At 69.1% G+C, this 17,183-nt stretch carries 16 protein-coding genes; 7 read left to right on the top strand and 9 right to left on the bottom strand.

Annotation, left to right across the window (positions count from 1 at the left end; translation table 11 throughout):
* Positions 1-99: 99 nt before the first annotated feature.
* The gene (locus tag AC5W7N_RS01535) at positions 100-288 is read left to right on the top strand and encodes a hypothetical protein (RefSeq protein WP_163814245.1); all 189 of its coding nucleotides are present in this window, start codon (positions 100-102) and stop codon (positions 286-288) included.
* Between the two features lie 254 nt (positions 289-542).
* On the opposite strand, the gene AC5W7N_RS01530 is transcribed toward AC5W7N_RS01535, so the two are convergent.
* Positions 543-1,181: a resuscitation-promoting factor Rpf1 domain-containing protein gene (locus AC5W7N_RS01530; RefSeq protein ID WP_194991127.1), complete on the bottom strand. Its 639-nt coding sequence runs from the start codon at positions 1,179-1,181 to the stop codon at positions 543-545.
* Between the two features lie 387 nt (positions 1,182-1,568).
* Positions 1,569-1,811, bottom strand: a complete 243-nt coding sequence (locus tag AC5W7N_RS01525; RefSeq protein ID WP_163814247.1) for a hypothetical protein — start codon at positions 1,809-1,811, stop codon at positions 1,569-1,571.
* A 201-nt stretch (positions 1,812-2,012) separates the two neighbouring features.
* Here AC5W7N_RS01525 and AC5W7N_RS01520 point away from each other — a divergent pair, with 201 nt between their 5' ends.
* A complete protein-coding gene (locus AC5W7N_RS01520; protein ID WP_171048022.1) occupies positions 2,013-2,432 on the top strand; it encodes a cold-shock protein in 420 nt (139 codons plus the stop codon).
* A gap of 75 nt (positions 2,433-2,507) precedes the next feature.
* On the opposite strand, the gene AC5W7N_RS01515 is transcribed toward AC5W7N_RS01520, so the two are convergent.
* The 3 genes from AC5W7N_RS01515 to AC5W7N_RS01505 form a co-directional block, all read right to left on the bottom strand.
* Positions 2,508-3,017, bottom strand: coding sequence for a DUF2771 domain-containing protein (locus AC5W7N_RS01515; RefSeq protein ID WP_194991126.1), 510 nt, complete (start codon positions 3,015-3,017; stop codon positions 2,508-2,510).
* Entirely contained in the window at positions 3,014-4,801 is a 1,788-nt protein-coding gene (locus tag AC5W7N_RS01510) for an MFS transporter (protein WP_195006937.1), read from the bottom strand. Before AC5W7N_RS01510 ends, AC5W7N_RS01515 begins: the two co-directional genes overlap by 4 nt.
* Before the next feature lie 77 nt (positions 4,802-4,878).
* Positions 4,879-5,664 (bottom strand): glutaminyl-peptide cyclotransferase, encoded by a 786-nt coding sequence (locus tag AC5W7N_RS01505; protein ID WP_195020571.1) that lies wholly within the window; start codon positions 5,662-5,664, stop codon positions 4,879-4,881.
* Positions 5,665-5,681: 17 nt separating this feature from the next.
* Here AC5W7N_RS01505 and AC5W7N_RS01500 point away from each other — a divergent pair, with 17 nt between their 5' ends.
* Positions 5,682-6,770: a DUF3027 domain-containing protein gene (locus tag AC5W7N_RS01500; RefSeq protein ID WP_194991123.1), complete on the top strand. Its 1,089-nt coding sequence runs from the start codon at positions 5,682-5,684 to the stop codon at positions 6,768-6,770.
* 47 nt (positions 6,771-6,817) lie between these two features.
* Positions 6,818-9,769, top strand: coding sequence for a sacsin N-terminal ATP-binding-like domain-containing protein (locus AC5W7N_RS01495; RefSeq protein WP_195020572.1), 2,952 nt, complete (start codon positions 6,818-6,820; stop codon positions 9,767-9,769).
* Positions 9,770-9,778: 9 nt separating this feature from the next.
* Here the strand turns inward: AC5W7N_RS01495 and AC5W7N_RS01490 are convergent, their stop codons facing one another.
* Positions 9,779-10,318: a TetR/AcrR family transcriptional regulator gene (locus AC5W7N_RS01490; RefSeq protein WP_495923122.1), complete on the bottom strand. Its 540-nt coding sequence runs from the start codon at positions 10,316-10,318 to the stop codon at positions 9,779-9,781.
* A 199-nt stretch (positions 10,319-10,517) separates the two neighbouring features.
* Between AC5W7N_RS01490 and AC5W7N_RS01485 the strand changes: the two genes are divergently transcribed.
* Entirely contained in the window at positions 10,518-12,560 is a 2,043-nt protein-coding gene (locus tag AC5W7N_RS01485; protein WP_495923121.1) for a neutral/alkaline ceramidase, read from the top strand.
* A gap of 81 nt (positions 12,561-12,641) precedes the next feature.
* The gene (locus AC5W7N_RS01480; RefSeq protein ID WP_495923120.1) at positions 12,642-13,808 is read left to right on the top strand and encodes a YhgE/Pip domain-containing protein; all 1,167 of its coding nucleotides are present in this window, start codon (positions 12,642-12,644) and stop codon (positions 13,806-13,808) included.
* 67 nt (positions 13,809-13,875) lie between these two features.
* Here AC5W7N_RS01480 and AC5W7N_RS01475 read toward each other — a convergent pair whose 3' ends face one another.
* Positions 13,876-14,904, bottom strand: a complete 1,029-nt coding sequence (locus AC5W7N_RS01475; RefSeq protein WP_495923119.1) for an RNA polymerase subunit sigma-70 — start codon at positions 14,902-14,904, stop codon at positions 13,876-13,878.
* Positions 14,905-15,016: 112 nt separating this feature from the next.
* On the opposite strand from AC5W7N_RS01475, the gene AC5W7N_RS01470 reads away from it, so the two are divergent.
* Complete coding sequence (locus AC5W7N_RS01470) at positions 15,017-15,394, top strand: nuclear transport factor 2 family protein (protein WP_163814254.1); 378 nt, start codon at positions 15,017-15,019, stop codon at positions 15,392-15,394.
* 64 nt (positions 15,395-15,458) lie between these two features.
* On the opposite strand, the gene AC5W7N_RS01465 is transcribed toward AC5W7N_RS01470, so the two are convergent.
* Positions 15,459-15,818, bottom strand: coding sequence for an FKBP-type peptidyl-prolyl cis-trans isomerase (locus AC5W7N_RS01465; RefSeq protein ID WP_104897759.1), 360 nt, complete (start codon positions 15,816-15,818; stop codon positions 15,459-15,461).
* 38 nt (positions 15,819-15,856) lie between these two features.
* Positions 15,857-17,095, bottom strand: coding sequence for a citrate synthase (locus AC5W7N_RS01460; RefSeq protein ID WP_228783640.1), 1,239 nt, complete (start codon positions 17,093-17,095; stop codon positions 15,857-15,859).
* Positions 17,096-17,183 lie beyond the last annotated feature (88 nt).

The following is a 17,183-nucleotide window of genomic DNA, read 5'->3' as shown; positions in this document are numbered from 1 at the left end:
GCCGCTGTCTCGTCCCGACAAGGCCGGTGAGCGCCCGACGTGTCCGGTTCCACGCCGACCATGTGCCGGCTCGCGGCGGTCACATGCCAGAATGGGCGCGTGGTGAACAAATCGAAGAAGCCTTATGTCGACAACGGCTGGCCGCAGGTCGCCGACGGTGAGCATGCGGTGACCGAGCTGTCGTCCTCGCGCTCCGGCAACCTGTCCCCGTTCGGCGAGGACACCGAATTCCCGGTGGCCGCCGACAAGCTGCCGTACGTCCACCCGCACACCGTTATCAACCGCTGAGCCGCGCGCCCGCGTCCGGTGACGGATCGTGGGCGCCGCTCCGGTCGTAGTTCATCGCATCCGGCGATGCCCCTCGCTCCACTGGCGCTGACGCATGCCCGCGTATCGGTGCCGGTGTGTAGCTGAGCCGGAATACGATTCGCGGCCGCATCCTCGGAACCTACCCCGCCGCACGGGAAACGGCCGAGGCCCCGAAACAACGACTGTGGCCCCGCATCCGATCGGATGCGGGGCCACAGTCGTAGAGACTCGGGTCAGGAGGGGAGCAGACCCTTGTTCGCCTCGAAGAAGTTCACGACGGCCGGGTCGAGCTTGGTGCCGTTGGCCTTGGCGGCGTTGAACACATCCAGCGCCTGCTGCGGCACCTGGACGCCCTGCGCCTGCACCACCGCGATGGCGCGGTCGACGGCGTCGAAGACCTGCTGGCTGCTGTCGGCGGCCGCCTGCTGCGGCGCGGCCTGCTGCTGCGGGGCCGGCTGCCAGCGCGGGCTCTCGGCCTCGGCGGGAGCCGAACGGGGGGTGGGAGCGCTGCTCAGGCCGAGCGAGGCCGAGCAGGAGGGCCACGCGCCCCAGCCCTGAGAGGCGAGCACCTTCTCGGCGACCGCGATCTGCTGTTCGCGGGTGGCCTGGTCGGCGGTGGCCGCGTACTGGCCGCCACCGTGGGCCTTCCAGGTGCTCGGGGAGAACTGAAGTCCGCCTTGGTAACCGTTGCCGGTGTTGATCGCCCAGTTACCCCCGGCCTCACACTGCGCGAGTCGATCCCAGTCGGAGTCGGGTGCCGCGCTGGCGTTTCCGGCGAAGGCCACACCTGCGGTGCCCATGATGGCGCCGGTGACGGCGACCTTGGCTACGGTGCGCCCGGTGGAGGTTGGCTTGCGATGGCGTCCACTCATATCGGGTTCGTCTTCCTCTCGTACGCACCTGCGAGGCGCTCTCGCTCGGGTTCGGACTGAGAGGTCGTCCGTCCCGCCCTCACCCCTCAATTCCGTCGGGGGTCCGGTACCCGCGGGGTGAGGTTCGGTGCGGCGGGCCGGTGGTTGGTTGCCGGGTGTCCCGGCTGGGTAAGACGGTACGACGAACCTCGCGAAAAATCACCATTTGGTAACCGGCGTGTACGCGGGGGTCTCGGACCGGTCTCGAGCGGGCATAGACCCCTCTGTGCAGCTAGGCGCGTTGCGCGGTGGGGGCGGCGGGTGCAAGAACGTTCCGTTATCTGGCCGTTATGTGATGAGGATCACAGGCCGGATTGGGTAACGATTGCCCTGGGTAACTAGTTGATGTCACCTGGCTCGTCGTCCGGAGCGCAGAGTGAACACCAGCGCCAGGACGAAGCCGATCGGCGTGAGCATCGCCAGCAGATACAGCCACAGCCCCGGCGCCGAGTCGCTGAGGATGTGCGTCAGGAAAATGGCGACGATCGCCAGTAGGCCGATCGTGAAGACACCGAGCGCGAGCTGGAGCAACCAGTCACCACGCCGGCGCGGCGCACGGCCCGGCGGCGGCTGCGAGGGAGTGTTCGTCACCGCTGCACCGTAAAACTGATGTGCTTACGCGGAGGGCACCGGGGTAGACTCGACGGCAATGCGCGTCCTGCATACCTGTGGGGCGCGTTCTTTCGCACAAGGGCAAGACCTGATCGCGGCGCCGCCGCGCGGGTGCTTCGAAGATGGAAATGTGCCCGGGCCGCAAGGGTCCGGGTTTCGAATGATGAACGGGTGAGCGCAGTGCCGACCGGCAGGGTGAAGTGGTACGACGTCGAAAAGGGCTTCGGCTTCCTTTCCCAGGACGAGGGTGAGGACGTCTACGTCCGCTCTTCCGCGCTGCCCCAAGGCATCGAGACCCTCAAACCGGGGCAGCGCGTGGAGTTCGGGATGGCCGCGGGCCGTCGTGGGCCGCAGGCGCTGAGCCTCAAGTTGCTCGAGGCTCCGCCGTCGGTGCGTCAGGGGCAGGAGCGGGCCGCCCGCAAGGAGCCCGCCGCGCGCAGGCATTCCCCCGATGAGCTGCACGGCATGGTCGAGGACATGATCACCTTGCTCGAGGCCAAGGTGCAGCCCGATCTGCGCAAGGGCAAGTACCCCGATCGCAAGACCGCGCAGCGGATCTCCGAGGTCGTCCGGGCCGTCGCCCGCGAACTCGATCACTGAGCGGCGTAGTCCGGGCGAACGCGAACGGTCGCGGGCATCCTCGATGCCCGCGACCGTACTGCTGTTCGGGGGTGTTTACTCGGCGGTCCTGATCGACCATGCCGCATGCGGCACGTAGAACTCGGCGCCGGTCTCGTCGCGCGCGAGGATCGGCAGCTGCATCTCCACCCCGACCAGGCGTAGGTCCGGTTCGGGCTGCGACTCGACGGTGATCGCGCGCACTCCGTCGGGGAACTCGGTGTGCCTGCGCACCTTGGCGATCTCCTCGCCCGAGGGCAGCGCGTACACCTGCTGGATCAGCCAGGGCGCATCGGCGATCTCGTTGGGCAGCGACAGTTGCAGGGGATAGCCCGGCGGCACCTCGAGGCTCACGGTCTCGCCGTAGCGGCAGTCCTCCATCCGCACCGTGCAGTACATGAACGGCGGCACGGTGACCGTGCGGCCGTGCGCGTACGCGGTGATCTCCGGGTCGTGCTCGTCGGCGTTACGTACGAGCACCGTCAGCACACCGACGAAGGCGGCGGACAGCACGAGTACACCGACGGTGAACAGCGCGACGATGGTGCGGGCGTTGGGTTTGCTCACCGGATGGGATCTCCTCGTCTGATATCGGCGGTCCGGCCGTTGCGGCGGGTGCTGCCTTGGCTGTCGGCGGTGCTGTGGTGCGGTACCACCTGCTCGGCGTGCTGGGGCCGATTGCCGCCGAGGCCCGGCAGCAGCGAATGTCCGCGATAACTCACCACAGTCTGGACCAGGCCCGCCACCAAGATCACCGAGACCACCGCGAAACCCTTCCAGTAGTCGGTCGGCAGCAGTACCCCGGCGGCGCCGCCGACCACCCAGCTGAGCTGGAGCACGGTCTCCGAACGCCCGAACCCGGACGCGATCGACTCCGGCGGCAGATCGTCCTGGATCGAGGCGTCCAGCGACACCTTGGCCAGCGCGCTGGCACCGGCGGCGACCAGCGCCGCCACCGCCGCACCGAGCAGATTGTCGGCGAAGACCGCGAACAACGCGACCACCGCGCAGGCGGCCGTGCAGTTGACCACGATGAGCGAGGGCCTGCCCAGTTTGATCCTGGCGCCGCTGGCATTACCGGCGAAATTGCCGATGGCGGCGGCCGCGCCGACCACACCGAGCATGGCCGCCTGCTGCACCGGACGATGCTCGGTGGCCTTGGCGACGAAGGCCACATAGAAGGTGAGGAAGCCGGTGAGCACGCGGATACTGCTGTTGCCCCAGAGCCCGGTCACCACCGAGCGGCCCAGCGGTTGACGGCGTTTGCGGGCGGGCACCGCGGACTTCTTGCCGGACGGGATGACCTCGGTATCGGGGTCGTCGCTGTGATAGCTCAGGGTGGCGGGCACTTCGCCCTCGGTGATCTCGACCCAGCGCGGAATGCGCAGGCTCAGATAGGTGCCCGCGCAGGCGATGGCGACCGCGAGCACCAGCGCGCCGGTCGAGCCGAAGGCCGCGGCCGCGAGCGCGGCGATCGCGCCGGCGCCCATGGTGCCGCCGACCAGACCGAACACCGTCAGCCGGGAGTTGGTTCGGACCAGATCTATCCCCGGTGGCAGTACACGCGGCGTCACCGCGCTCTTGAGCACGGCGAACGATTTGCTCAGCACCATCATGCACAGCGCCAGCGGATACAACGCCCAGGTGTCGAAGTCGACGATGAGCACCACCGCCAGCACCGCGCGCACCGCGAACGATGACGCGAGGGCGAGCCTGCGGCCACGCTGCAAACGGTCCAGCGCGGGCCCGATCAGCGGCGCGATCACCGCGAACGGGGCGATGGTGATCAGCAGGTACAGCGCCACCTTGGTCTTGCTCTCGGCGGTCGCGCTGGCGAAGAACAACGTGTTGGCCAGGGCGACGGCGATCGCGGCGTCCAAGGCGAAGTTCGTCATCGTCGCGTAGGTGAGCGCGGTCAGACCCGACTTGTCGGCGCCGTCGGCCTTGGCCGCGCGCTGGAAGGTGGCGAACCCCTTCTCGGTCAGCTCCTTACCGCGCAGCGCGGCGACCCGTGTGACGGTGAGTTTGCGCGGGACCCGGCGATCGTCGACGCGGGCGGCCTCGTCCTCGGGCGCCTCCTGGCGACGATCGTCGACCCGGCGTGGCTGTTCTTTGCGCATCGACCGCGTGAACCGGCCGCGGCCCGGATCGCGCTCGACCTCCGTCAGCGGACGGGTCGGCGGCGGGATGGTGCCTGGATGATCCGGCGGTAGCGGCGGCAACGGCCGACGTCGCCGTGGCGCGTTGGGTGGCGGATATCGATCGAAACCGGGGTGCCGCTCGTACGGTGGGTACTCTTCGCCGTCCCACCGACCGCGATCGGGACCGGGGGGATCGCTGGGAGTAGTCACAACGTCAATTCTGGCGCACAACGGCCGGTGAGGTTCACGCACGCTCCGGCGAATCCGCCGAAAGTGACGTGGTTCGCCTACGGGGCGGGGACGAAACGCACCTCGAACATGGTTGGCCAGTACTTGCCGGTGAGTAGGAAGCGGTCGGTGCCGGGGATCTGGGTGATGCCGTTGAGGACGTCGGCGCCGGCGCGTTCGCGCGGCGGGAGCAGGCCGGAGGCGTCGATGGTGGCGAGGATCTCGCCGGTGCCGGGGTCGATGCGCAGGATTTCGTCGGTGGGCCAGTTGTTGGCGTAGACCGAGCCATCGGCCGCGCACTCCAGTTCGTTCATGCGTGCCGATCCGCGGCCGTTCAGGTCGACCGATCCGGTGCGGGCGAAGGTCACCGGGTCGCGGAAGGTCAGCGTGGCCGAGCCGTCGCTCATCACCAGCTGCCCGGCACGGGCGCACAGACCCCAGCCTTCGCCCTCGTAGGACACCTGCCCGCGCTCGGCCAGCGTGGCCGGGTCGCGGGCGAAGGCGATGCCGTCTTTCCAGGTGAGCTGCCAGAGTGTGTCGTCGGTGACCGCGATGCCCTCACCGAACAGCGGTGCCGGAAGTTCGGCGGCGGCGAGTTCGGCGCCGGTGGCGCGGTCGACCGCGCGCACACCCGAATCGCCGGACATCCCGGTGCTCTCGTAGAGCACCCCGTCGGCGATCTGCAAGCCCTGGGTGAAGGCGCGCGGGTCGTGCGGGGCGGTGCCGAGCACCTCCACGACCAGGTGTGGCGCCTGATCTGCCGGGTCATCGGCGCGCGCGCACCCGGCCGAGGTGAGCAGGCAGAGCAGGGCAGCGACGGCCAGCGAACGCCGATCGGTCTCCATACGGCAAAATGTAGGCCGTGAGCGCAGTTTCTGTTTCGGACTCCGGCGTGCGGCCCGTCCTGGCCGACGCCGTCGAGCTTGCCCGTCGTGCGCTCCTCGAGCTGGAGCCATCCGGGGTCGGTGCGCATCTTGGTGTGTCCGCCGAGGACGACAACGCGGCAACACATCGCTTCGAGGCCACCCTGGCCGGCTATCGCGGCTGGCAGTGGGCGGTCGTGGTGGCGGCCCCGCCGGGCGCGGACCATCCGACGGTCAGCGAATCGGCCCTGCTGCCCGGCCCGGACGCGTTGATCGCGCCCGAATTCGTGCCGTGGGATCAGCGGGTGCGCCCCGGCGATCTGGCTCCCGGCGATCTGCTGGCCCCGCCGCCGAACGACCCGCGCCTGGCCCCCGGCTACACCGCCACCGGCGATCCCGAGGTCGACGAGGTGGCCTACCAGGTGGGTCTTGGTCGTTCCCAGGTGCTCAGCCTCGAGGGCCGCGAGGAGGCCGCGCAGCGCTGGTACACCGAGTTCGGCCCCGATACCGAGATGGCCAAGGCCGCGCCGGGCACCTGCGGCACCTGCGGTTTCTATCTTCCGCTCGCCGGTGCGCTGCGTGCCGCGTTCGGGGTCTGCGGTAACGCGATGGGCGCCGACGGACATGTCGTGCACACCGAATACGGGTGCGGCGCGCACTCCGACGTCACGGTGCCCAGCGGTGCGGGCTCGCCGCTGTACGAGGCATACGACGACGCCGCGGTGGACCTCGTTCCGACGGAATCGCTGCGCGCGACCGGCGAGGGCGATGCGGCCTCCGGAGATTCGGCCTCGGCCGAGCAGACCGAGGCAAGTGCCGGAGACCATGCTGCCGGCAGCGCTGTGACAGAGCAGGCTCCTGAGGACGCGGAGGTAGCCACTGGGTCCGGCTCCTCGGACGTGGTGACCGAAGCAGCCGGGTCGGATGTCGACCGGGGCGCCTCGACTCTCGCCGAGGCAGAGCGGTCCAGCGCATCGGCTCCGCAACCTGAATCGTCCAATGGCACTGGGGATTCCGAGTCGGCGCAGGCCGCTGATAGCCCGGCCACGGACGCCCAGCCGGAGTCCGGGTCATCGGCGCTGAGCTGAGGCCGGCGGGGGACGATCCGTTCGATACGGCGTCCCTGCGTGCCGGTGTGCTCGCGGCCTGGCGGGATTCGCCGACGCGGTTGCGGGAGGACGCGGCGACCGAGGCCGATCTGGTGCGGTCCGGGTATCGCGACCGGCTGCTGACGGAGTTGGCGCAGAACGCCGCCGATGCCGCGGCGAAGGCGGGCACTGCCGGTCGGCTCGCGGTCTGGTCGGACGAGGGAACTCTGCGTATCGCGAATACCGGTGCGCCGCTGGACCTGTCCGGCGTTCATGCGCTGACGGCGTTGCGCGCGTCGGGCAAGTCCGATCCGGCGGCCACCGTGGGACGGTTCGGTGTCGGGTTCACGGCGGTGCTGACGGTGAGCGAGGAGATCGAGATCCGCTCGACCACGGGTTCCCTTCGTTTCTCGCGCGCCGAGACGCTGGACGCACTGCATCAGAACGTCATCGCGGTGCCCGGCGACAGCGGGCGCACGGCCGGTGATCACTGGCGGCCGCCGGCACTGCGGTTGGTGTGGCCGAGTTCCACCGGGCCCGCCGCGGGTTTCGATACCGAGGTCGTACTGCGACTGCGCGATGACGTCGACCCGCAGGCCTTGCTGGCCGCCATGCGATCCGAGGCCGCCGACCTGCTTCTCGAGCTCCCCGCACTCAGCGGCATCCGCGTCGGCGGCGACGAATTCAGCAGCACCACAAGCGATTCGGCGCACCATCTGCAGGAATTGCGAATCATCGGCCCTGATCTGGACCAGCGCTGGTGGCAGTTCCGCACCGCTCGCGCGCGCTGGCTGTTGCCGGTGCGCGACGGCAGGCCGATGCGCGTCGCGCCCGACGTCCTGCGCGCGCCGACCCGCTCCGACGAGGAGCTGTCGCTCCCGGCCCTGCTCATCGCCGATATCGCCATGCAACCCGACCGCCGCCGCCTGCTCCCCGGCGCTCACGTGACGGAGCTGGCCGCCGGCTATGCGGATTTCGCGCGCGCCCTGCCGCCACGCGATCGTCTCACGCTGGTTCCCGTCCCGGGGTTCGCCCGCAGCGAGGCCGACGGGCTGCTCCGCGAAGCCGTCATCCGCGAACTCCAGACCCACTCCTGGCTTCCGGTCATCGCTCCCACCGGCCAGGAATCCCGCCCTACGCCCGCCTCGCGTGCCGAGCTCGAAGCCTTCAGCGAACCCGACCTGCCCGATGCCGACCGGTCCAGTTCTGTCGGCGGGGAGGCCCCGGAGCGGGGTCGGAATCCGAGTCCCGGTGCCGCGCCGCGCCTCGATCACGACGTCCCCACCGACGACGATCCGGCCGCCGCGCAGCGATTCGATCTGCCCGGCGAGCTGCGGGCCGATGGCTCGGACGCGGTCCCGACCCGAGCCAGCGTCTTCCCCGATCTCAGCCCCGAACTGGCCACCCTCCTCGCCGATATCCTCGGCCCCTTGGTGATCCCGGAACTCTCGGGTGGCCCGCATGCCGAAGCGCTGTCCGTGCTGGACGTGCACCGAATCGGTTTGGCCCGCTTGGCCGAGCTGTCGGGTGGACTGGATCGGGCGCCCTCCTGGTGGCACGACCTCTACGCGGCGCTCGAGCCGTACGTCACCGATCCGCTCGCCGTCGAGGAACTCGGTGCACTCGCCGTCCCGCTGGCCGACGGGCGCCTGGTCACCGGCCCGCGCACGGCCGTTCTCGATGACGAACTGCCCGCGCCGATCCCGGTGCACTGGGCGCGATTGATTCATCCGGAGGCCGCGCATCCGCTGCTGTCGCGGTTGGGCGCGCGGCAGGCGACGGCGCGCGATCTGCTCTCCGATCCCGGGTTGCGCGCCGAACTCGAGGACCATCCGGGCGATCCCGACACCACCGATGCGGTGCTGCGGCTGGCCGCAACGGCGGATCCGGCGCAGCTGCCCTCCTGGCTCGGCCTGCTCGAATTGCCGGATGACACGGGCGAATTGCGCCCAGCCGACGAGCTGTTGCTGCCCGGTGCGCCACTGCGTGCGGTGCTGGTCGCCGATTCTCCGTTCGGCACGGTCGACCAGCGGTTGGTCGATGATCACGGTCCCGAGGCCTTACGCGCGGTGGGTGTCGGCTGGGATTTCGCGATCGTCAGCGAGACCGATCCGACCGGACCCGATCACGATCTGCCGGACGAAGAGGCCTGGTGGGCAGGGCTGTCCGAGGATCCGCCCGAATTGATCGCCGTGCGCGATCTGGATCTGGTCGACGACGCCGCCTGGCCGCGAGCCCTGCGTCAGCTGGCCACCGGCGAGCGCACCCGCCCGCTGCTGGCCGATCCGAACGGCTACACGGCGTGGTGGCTGCGTCGCTTCGCCCACATCGCCGGCACTCCGCTGGGCGTTCTGCGTCATCCCGGCGAACCCGAATTCGCCGGTCTGCTCCCCGAATTCAGCGCACCCGGTTTCGCCCGCGCCGAGATCGACGCCCTGCGCGCGGTCCTCGCCGACCCCGCGTCGATCACCCCCGAGCTGGCCGAAGCCCTGCTCGCGGCATTGGCGGACCCGGCGAAATCCCCGTCCCCGCAGGTCGCAGCCCGCACTCACGCCCTGCTCGCGGCCGCGGAGGAACATCTCGACCTCACCGAGCTCGAACTTCCCGACCTGGTGCGGGCCTTGTCGGGTGAGACGGTGGATCCGGGCGAGGCGATGGTGCTGGATCAGCCGTGGTTCGGTCTGGCGATTCCGCCGCGACGCCTGGTGGTGGGCGCGGTGGAATCGGCGCCCGCCCTGGCGACCCTGCTGGATCTGCCGCTGGTCTCCGAAGTCGTCACGGCCGAGGTGATCGGCACCGGACGTGCGAGCACCTGGTCGAACGAGCCGATGGGCGTGGTGCTGCGCCAGCTGTTCGGCCTGCCCGAGGACGATGGCGACCTGATCGTGCACGATGAGCTGCGCGTGCGGCTCTCCGGTGCGGTGCAGCGTACGGCCGAGGTCGCCTGGTGGCGCGACGGCGATACGACCCACATCCGAAACCCGCAGGCCCCGGACTGATCCCGGCCGCTATTTCGCGTAGGTGCTGAGCATCTCGCTGAGCACATCCAGCTGCGTGCGCACGCTTTCGCTGTCGTTGTCCACCAGCCAGCGCAGCACGATCCCGTCGATCACGCTGAGGGTGAACCGGGACAGGGTCTGCACCGGCACCGTCCACTGCGTGGACGTGGCATCGCGGGCGTGGTCGAGAATATCGGCGACGGTGGAATCGTTGAACGCGTATTGTTCCCGCGCGATCGCCAATTTCGCCGGCGTCTGCTCGCCCTCGCGCAGCGCGTAGGTGGTGGTCTCGTAGGTGAGCAGCTGACGTTCCGGTGTGGCTTCGATGTTGAGCCACATCAGTTCCAGACCGTTGCGCACCAAAGTTTGCAGTGCCGCTTTTCCGGTTCCGGCTTCCTGCCAGACCGTTTCATTGGCGTCGACGGAATCGCGCAATTCCATCGATAGCGCTTTGACCAGCTCGGTCATCAGCGCGTCCTTGTTTTCGAAACAGTAATGCACCACACCGAGCGAGACGCCTGCCGCTTGCGCGACATCGCGCGTGGTCACGCCCGCCACACCCTTTTTCTCGGCAAGGCCGATCGCGGCCTCGATAAGGTGGGCCCGTCGTTCTTCGACGCTCAATCGGGAGGACACCTGAGCGAGTTAAGCGCTCGCAGCGCGAACAGTCAATTCGCCGACCCGAAAATTCGTACTGGACGCCTGTCCAGATCTGTGGTTCGCTGCCAAAGATCGAAGGGAGTCTGTGATGTCGGTAACCCGCAGGACGCTGCTCGCCCGGAGCGCGGTCGGCTCGGCGGCCCTCGCGGCGATGCCCGGACTATCGGGCGTCTTCGCGGCAACGGCGGGTGCCGCGCCCGGCGAGTACGAGATCGGCGCCGGCCTGTCCGACATCACCGGACCGGCCGCCGAATGCGGCATGATGGGCTACTCCCAGCTGGAACAGACCACCGCCGGCATTCACCTGCGGCCACGGGCCAGGGCATTCATCATCGGTGCGGGCGGGCGCAGGGTCGTGTTCGTGGTCGCCGACAACGGCATGATCTTCCAATCCGTGCACCGCGGGGTGCTGCTCGCACTCGCCGAACGCTTCGGCGATCTCTACACCGAGCAGAACGTGCTGCTGACCTCGACGCATTCGCACGCCACCTGCGGCGGGTCCAGCCACGACTACGCCTACAACCTGTCGATCCTCGGTTTCCAGCAGCAGGTCTACGACGCCGAGGTACAGGGCATCGTCGAGGCCATCGCCGCCGCGCACGCCGATCTGGGTCCGGGTTCGCTGGCCATCGGCCGCGCGCAGTTGCGCGATGCCAGCGTCAACCGGTCCAGGATCGCGTTCGACCGCAATCCCGAGGCCGATAAGCGGTATTTCCCGGACGCCATCGATCCGGCGGTGACGGTGCTGTCGTTGCGCAAAGGCGGGCGCGAGATCGGTGCCATCACCTGGTTCGCCACCCATAACACCTCGATGACCAATGAGAATCGGCTGATCAGTTCCGATAACAAGGGTTACGCCTCGTTCAGCTTCGAACACACCGAGCACGGCGTGCGCTACCTGGACGGGCGTGCCGATTTCATCGCCGCCTTCGCGCAGACCAATGCCGGTGATATGTCGCCGAATCTGAATCTGCGTCCCGGCTCGGGGCCGACCGACGACGAATTCGAGAACACGCGCATCATCGGTGACCGGCAGTATCGCGCCGCGAAATCCGCGCTGGCGGCGGCGACCTCGATCGGCGGTCCGGTGGACGCCATGCTGTGCTACATCGATCTGGCAGATATCGCCGTCGACGGCCGCTTCACCCCGGACGGCCTGCCCAAGCGGACCGCGCCTGCCGCCGCGGGCGTTTCGCTCATCGCCGGCAGTGTGGAGGACGGCCCCGGCCTGCCGGGCGGCCCGATCCCGGAGGGCGTGACCAACCCGTTCGTCGCCGCACTCGGCGATCCGGGCACGCCGGCCCCGGCGTGGCTGGCCGACGCACAGGCGCCCAAAGCGATCGCCGCTCCGCTCGGGCTGCTGCCTCCGGTGCCGTGGGTGCCGAATGTGGTGCCGATCCAGTTGGTGCGCATCGGCGAGCTGTACCTGGCGGCGGCCGGTGGTGAGTTCACCATCGTGTCCGGGCTGCGGGTGCGCCGCGCCGTCGCCGACGCGCTCGGGGTCGACGTCGAGCAGGTGCTGATGCAGGGCTACGCCAACGCCTACCACGAGTACGTGACCACACCGGAGGAATACGACGCCCAGCAGTACGAGGGTGCCTCCACCCTGTACGGGCGCTACACCCTCTGCGCCTACCAGCAGGAATTCACCCGGCTGGCAACGGCATTCGCGGCTCGTCAGCCGATCGCGCGCGGGCCGGCACCGCGCGACGTCTCCGCCCTCCAGCCGAACTTCGTGCCCGCCCCCGGCCCCGACGCGACGCCGCTCGGGCGCGCTTTCGGCGACGTCCTGGTGCAACCGGCCGCGACGGCGTCGCCCGGCACCCGCGTCGAGGTCGAGTTCGTCTCCGCCCACCCCAAGCACAACCCGCGCCGCAACGGCACCTTCCTCGAAGTGCAGCGCCGCACGGCATCCGGCCGATGGGAACGGGTGGCCAACGAAGGCGAATGGGCGGTGCGATTCCACTGGCGCTCACCCGGACCCGGCATCTCCCTCGCCCGCTTCACCTGGGACATCCCGGCCGACGCCGCCCCCGGCCGCTACCGGTTCCAGCATTTCGCCGATCGTCTCGGCGGCGACGGATCGCTGACCCCGATCACCGGCACCAGCGACGAATTCGATATCGCCTGATCGGGCGTCGCCGCGAGACCCTTACCGAAACCTCAGAGAACCACCAGGCCGAACGCCATACTCGGGTCCTAGCGTCGCGGTGTGATCGGACAACGGGCCCGTTGGGCACTTCTCGCTGCTGTCGTCGTCGCTGCCGGGTCGGTGGGCGGATTCGCCGCCTGCGCTCGTACATCGGCGGCGCCCACCGGAATCGCCCTGGTGAACGCCGATTCCGGGCCGACGGGGGAGCGGGTGGCGCAGGCGGTGCAGCAGGTCGGTGACTACGAGTGGACGGTTCTCGCGGCGGGCGAGGCCGATCTCGACGACTACGCCGCCGTCATCACCTTGCCCGCCGATCTGACGGAGTCGATGGGCACCTTGGCGGGGCCCCAGCCGCGGCGCGCGCAGGTCACCGTGGCCACCCATGCGGGCGCCGATGGTGAGCTGGTCGACGGGGCCGTGTCGACGGTGACCCAACGGATCGGTGCCGTGGGAGTGGAGGCGGCGTTGTCCGCGACGGCCGCCGCCCGCTCGGAAATGACGAGTGTGCAGTTCAGCGCGCAGCTGTTGAACGCGGGTGTGAACGCCGCGGCAGCCGGTGCGGATCAGTTCACCGCGGGCGCCGATCAGCTGCTCGGCTTCCTCGATATGGCCAAGAACGGCTCCGCACAGCTGACCTCGGCGATCGAACTGCTGAACAGCACCGTCGACGGTGCCGCCGCCCAAGCCGAACAGCTTGCCGCCGCCCTCGATTCGACGAATCTGACCATCGCGCAGGTGCAGCAGACGGCGAACACGATGAGCACGGGACTCGATCAGATCTTGCCGCTGCTGCGTGGGCTGCCGTTCTCCGGCGACCCGCAGGTGGCCGATGTGATCAACAAGCTGCAAGCGCTGCGGGACGTCTCCGGTCAGGCGGGTGCACAGCTGACCGGCCTCGGCGAGCTGACCGGCGCCGCCGTCGACCCGAACACCGATCTCGGCACCCTGCTGCGCACCGTGGTGGCTCGATTGACGGGCGCGAGCGACCAATTGGCCCAGGGTGCCCAGCTCGCCGAATCCCTGCCGCAGCTCGCCGAGCAGGGCGGTGCGCAACTGCTGGCCGCCATCGGCATGATCGAAACCGGCATCGGCCAGCTCCATGGCATCGTCACCAACCTGAACACCCAGACCGGCAAGGCGCTCGCCGCCCTCCCGCAGCGCGGTAAGGCGCAGCAGTCGGCGGTCGCGCTCGCGCTCACCGATCCGGTGGAGATCGTGCGCGAGTGAGCAATTCCGGCCCGGCTTCCGGCTCGCTGCCCTCGGCCGTGCACGCGCACCTAGGGCGCGGAAACGATCAACGGCCGCCGCCGTCGTCGATCCCTGACGGCATCGGCAGCCGGTCGGGCATGCCGAAACGCGGGTAGAGGGCATCCAGATGGAACCTGGTGATCGCGGCGATCCGTTCACCCGCGCAGGTCAGCACGATCAGCCCGGCGGGGAACGCGAAGGGTTCCATGGGATCATCGAGATAGGTGGCGAAGGCGGGCTGGGTATTGGCCATCGTCGCCCGCAGGTGCGCACGACGGCGGCCGCGGTAGCCGAACGAGGTGCGCAGAAAGGCGGCGATGGCCGCAGGGCCGTGGTATTCGTGCCGCGCGGGCGGCATGGTGAGCCAGGCGTCGTCGGTCAACAGGGCCACGACACCGTCCACGTCGCCCGCGAGGTAGGCCCGCGCGAAACGTTGTGCGAGCGACTGTTCGGTGGCCGAGCCGGGCCGGGTCCGTTCCAGGCTGCCGCGTTCCCGGTGCAGGGCGGCTCGCGCCCGTTGCAGCGTGCCTTTGACCACCGTCGGAGTGCTGTCGAGGAGATCGGCGACCTCGGCGGTCGGGAACCCGAGCACATCGCGCAGCACGAGGGTCGCGGTGTGCAGCGGCGGAAGTCGTTGCAGCGCGGCGACGAAGGTGAGCTCGACCGTGGCCCGCGCCTGCTGGTTCGCCTCCGGCCCAGGAGCCGGGTCCACCACCCGCGCGAGCACGTCGTCGGGGGCCGGTTGCAGCCAGGTGATCGAATCCCGGCGGGTCGGTTCCGGCGGCTGGAACGGCGGTATCGGTTCGGGTGGGCGGCGCCGCGCCGCGCGCAGCGCGTTGAGGCAGCGGTTGGTCGTGATCCGATACAGCCAGGTGCGCAGCGAGGAGCGCTGTTCGAAGTCCGGCAGACCACGCCAGGCCGCGAGCAGGGATTCCTGGAGGGTGTCCTCGGCGTCGGTCAGCGATCCGAGCATTCGGTAGCAGTGCACCAGCAGTTCCCGCCGGTAGGGCGCGGTCAGCTCATCGAAGGCCCGTTCGTCACCGGCGCGGGCCCGTTCCAGGAGGGTCTGCTCCACCCGGCCATCGTGCCATCCGGGCAGATTCGCCCGCCGCGTTCCGTTCTCCGTCGCGGCGGTGTCGGTACCTGTGCGGGCGGCAGCAGGCGGCCCACCGACCCGGAAGGACATCATGACCACGAGCAGTGCCTTGCAGACCGCACTGGACTACCACCGCGCCTGGACCGGCCACGACTTCGACCGTGCCATCACCTACCTGGCCGACGACCTCGTCTGCGAGGCGCCGTCCGGGCAGATCACCGGCCTGACCGAGTTCCGTGCCTTCATGGAACCGTTCAGCCAGATCATGACGAGCTCGCGGCTGCTCGGCGCATTCGGCGACGACGCCACCGCGATGTTGATGTACGACACCACAACCATCCCGGTGCCGCATGCCCCCGGCGCGGAGCTCTACACCGTCGCCGACGGCCGGATCACCCACATCCGGATCATCTTCGACCGCGCCCCGTTCGAGGCCGCCGCCGCTGCCGCAGCGGATCCGGCGTCCTGATCTCGGCCGCAACAGCACTGCGGCCCGCACTCGAGGAGTGCGGGCCGCAGTCGGGAGGCCGGGATTACTTGGCGTCCAGCAGATCGATGACGAAGACCAGGGTCTTGCCGGAGAGCTTGTGGCCCGCACCGGCGGGGCCGTAGGCCAGCTCCGGCGGAATGGTGAGCTGACGGCGTCCGCCGACCCGCATCCCCGGGATACCGTCCTGCCAGCCCTGGATCAGGCCACGCAGCGGGAAGGTGAGCGATTCGCCGCGGTTCCACGACGAGTCGAACTCCTCGCCGGTGTCGAATTCGACGCCCACGTAATGCACCTCGACGGTGCCGCCGGGCACCGCTTCCGCGCCGTCACCGACGGTGATGTCCTTGATGACGAGCTCGGTGGGCGCGGGGCCCGACTGGAATTCGATCTCCGGCTTGCTCATTCGCATATCCCCTTCGATATGTGGGTTCTTCGTCGGCTCTAGCGGTTGGTGATCTCGTGGTAATCGCGCGCACCGTAACCGGTGTAGATCTGGCGCGGACGGCCGATCTTGAGCGGCTCGCTGTGCATTTCCCGCCAGTGCGCGATCCAGCCGGGCAGCCGGCCCATGGCGAACAGCACGGTGAACATGCGGGTCGGGAAGCCCATGGCCTTGTAGATGACGCCGGTGTAGAAGTCGACGTTCGGGTACAGGCGGCGCTCGACGAAGTAATCGTCGGTCAGGGCGGCCTCTTCCAGCGCCTTGGCGATATCGAACAGCTCGTCGTCGCCGCCCAGCTTGGCCAGGATGGCGTCGGCGTGCTTCTTGGCGATGGCCGCGCGCGGATCGTAGTTGCGGTAGACGCGGTGCCCGAAGCCCATGAGCTTCACGCCGTCTTCCTTGTTCTTGACCTTGCGGATGAACTCCTTGACGTCGCCGCCCTGGGCCTTGATGTCGTCGAGCATCTCCAGCACGGCCTGGTTGGCGCCGCCGTGCAGCGGGCCCCACAGCGCGTTGATGCCACCGGATACCGAGGTGAACAGGTTGGCGTCGGAGGAACCGACCAGGCGCACGGTGGAGGTGGAGCAGTTCTGCTCGTGATCGGCGTGCAGGATCAGCAGCATGTCCAGCGCGGCGGCGATCTCCGGGTCGACCTCGTAGGGCTCGGCCGGGAAGCCGAAGGTCATCCGCAGGAAGTTCTCCACCAGGCTCAGCGAGTTGTCCGGGTAGAGGAACGGCTGGCCGACCGACTTCTTGTACGAGTAGGCCGCGATGGTCGGCAGCTTGGCCAGCAGGCGGATGGTGGACAGCTCGACCTGCTCGGGGTCGCGCGGGTCCAGCGAATCCTGGTAGTAGGCCGACAGCGCGTTGACCGCGGAGGACAGCACCGGCATCGGATGCGCGTTGCGCGGGAAGCCGTCGAAGAAGCGCTTGAGATCCTCGTGCAGCAGGGTGTGGCGGCGGATCTTGTCGGTGAACGACTCGAGCTGGGCCTGCGTCGGTAGCTCGCCGTAGATGAGCAGGTAGCTCACCTCGATGAAGGTCGAGCGCTCGGCCAGCTGGTCGATCGGGTATCCGCGGTAGCGCAGGATGCCCGCCTCGCCGTCGATGTAGGTGATGGCCGACTTGGTGGAGGCGGTGTTGACGAAGCCGGGGTCGTAGGTGGTGTATCCCGTGCTCGCCAGCAGCTTGCCCAGATCGATGCCGTCGTTGCCCTCGGAGGCCTCGGCGATCGTCATGGGGTATTCGCCACCGGGGTACGTCAGCACCGGCTTGGCGTCGTTGATGTGATTCTCGGGCACGGAAGGATCCCTCTCAGGCTATGAC

Source organism: Nocardia sp. CDC519, assembly GCF_059509835.1.
Note: the sequence above shows the minus strand (reverse complement) of the source record. Positions and strands in the feature narration are given on the sequence as shown.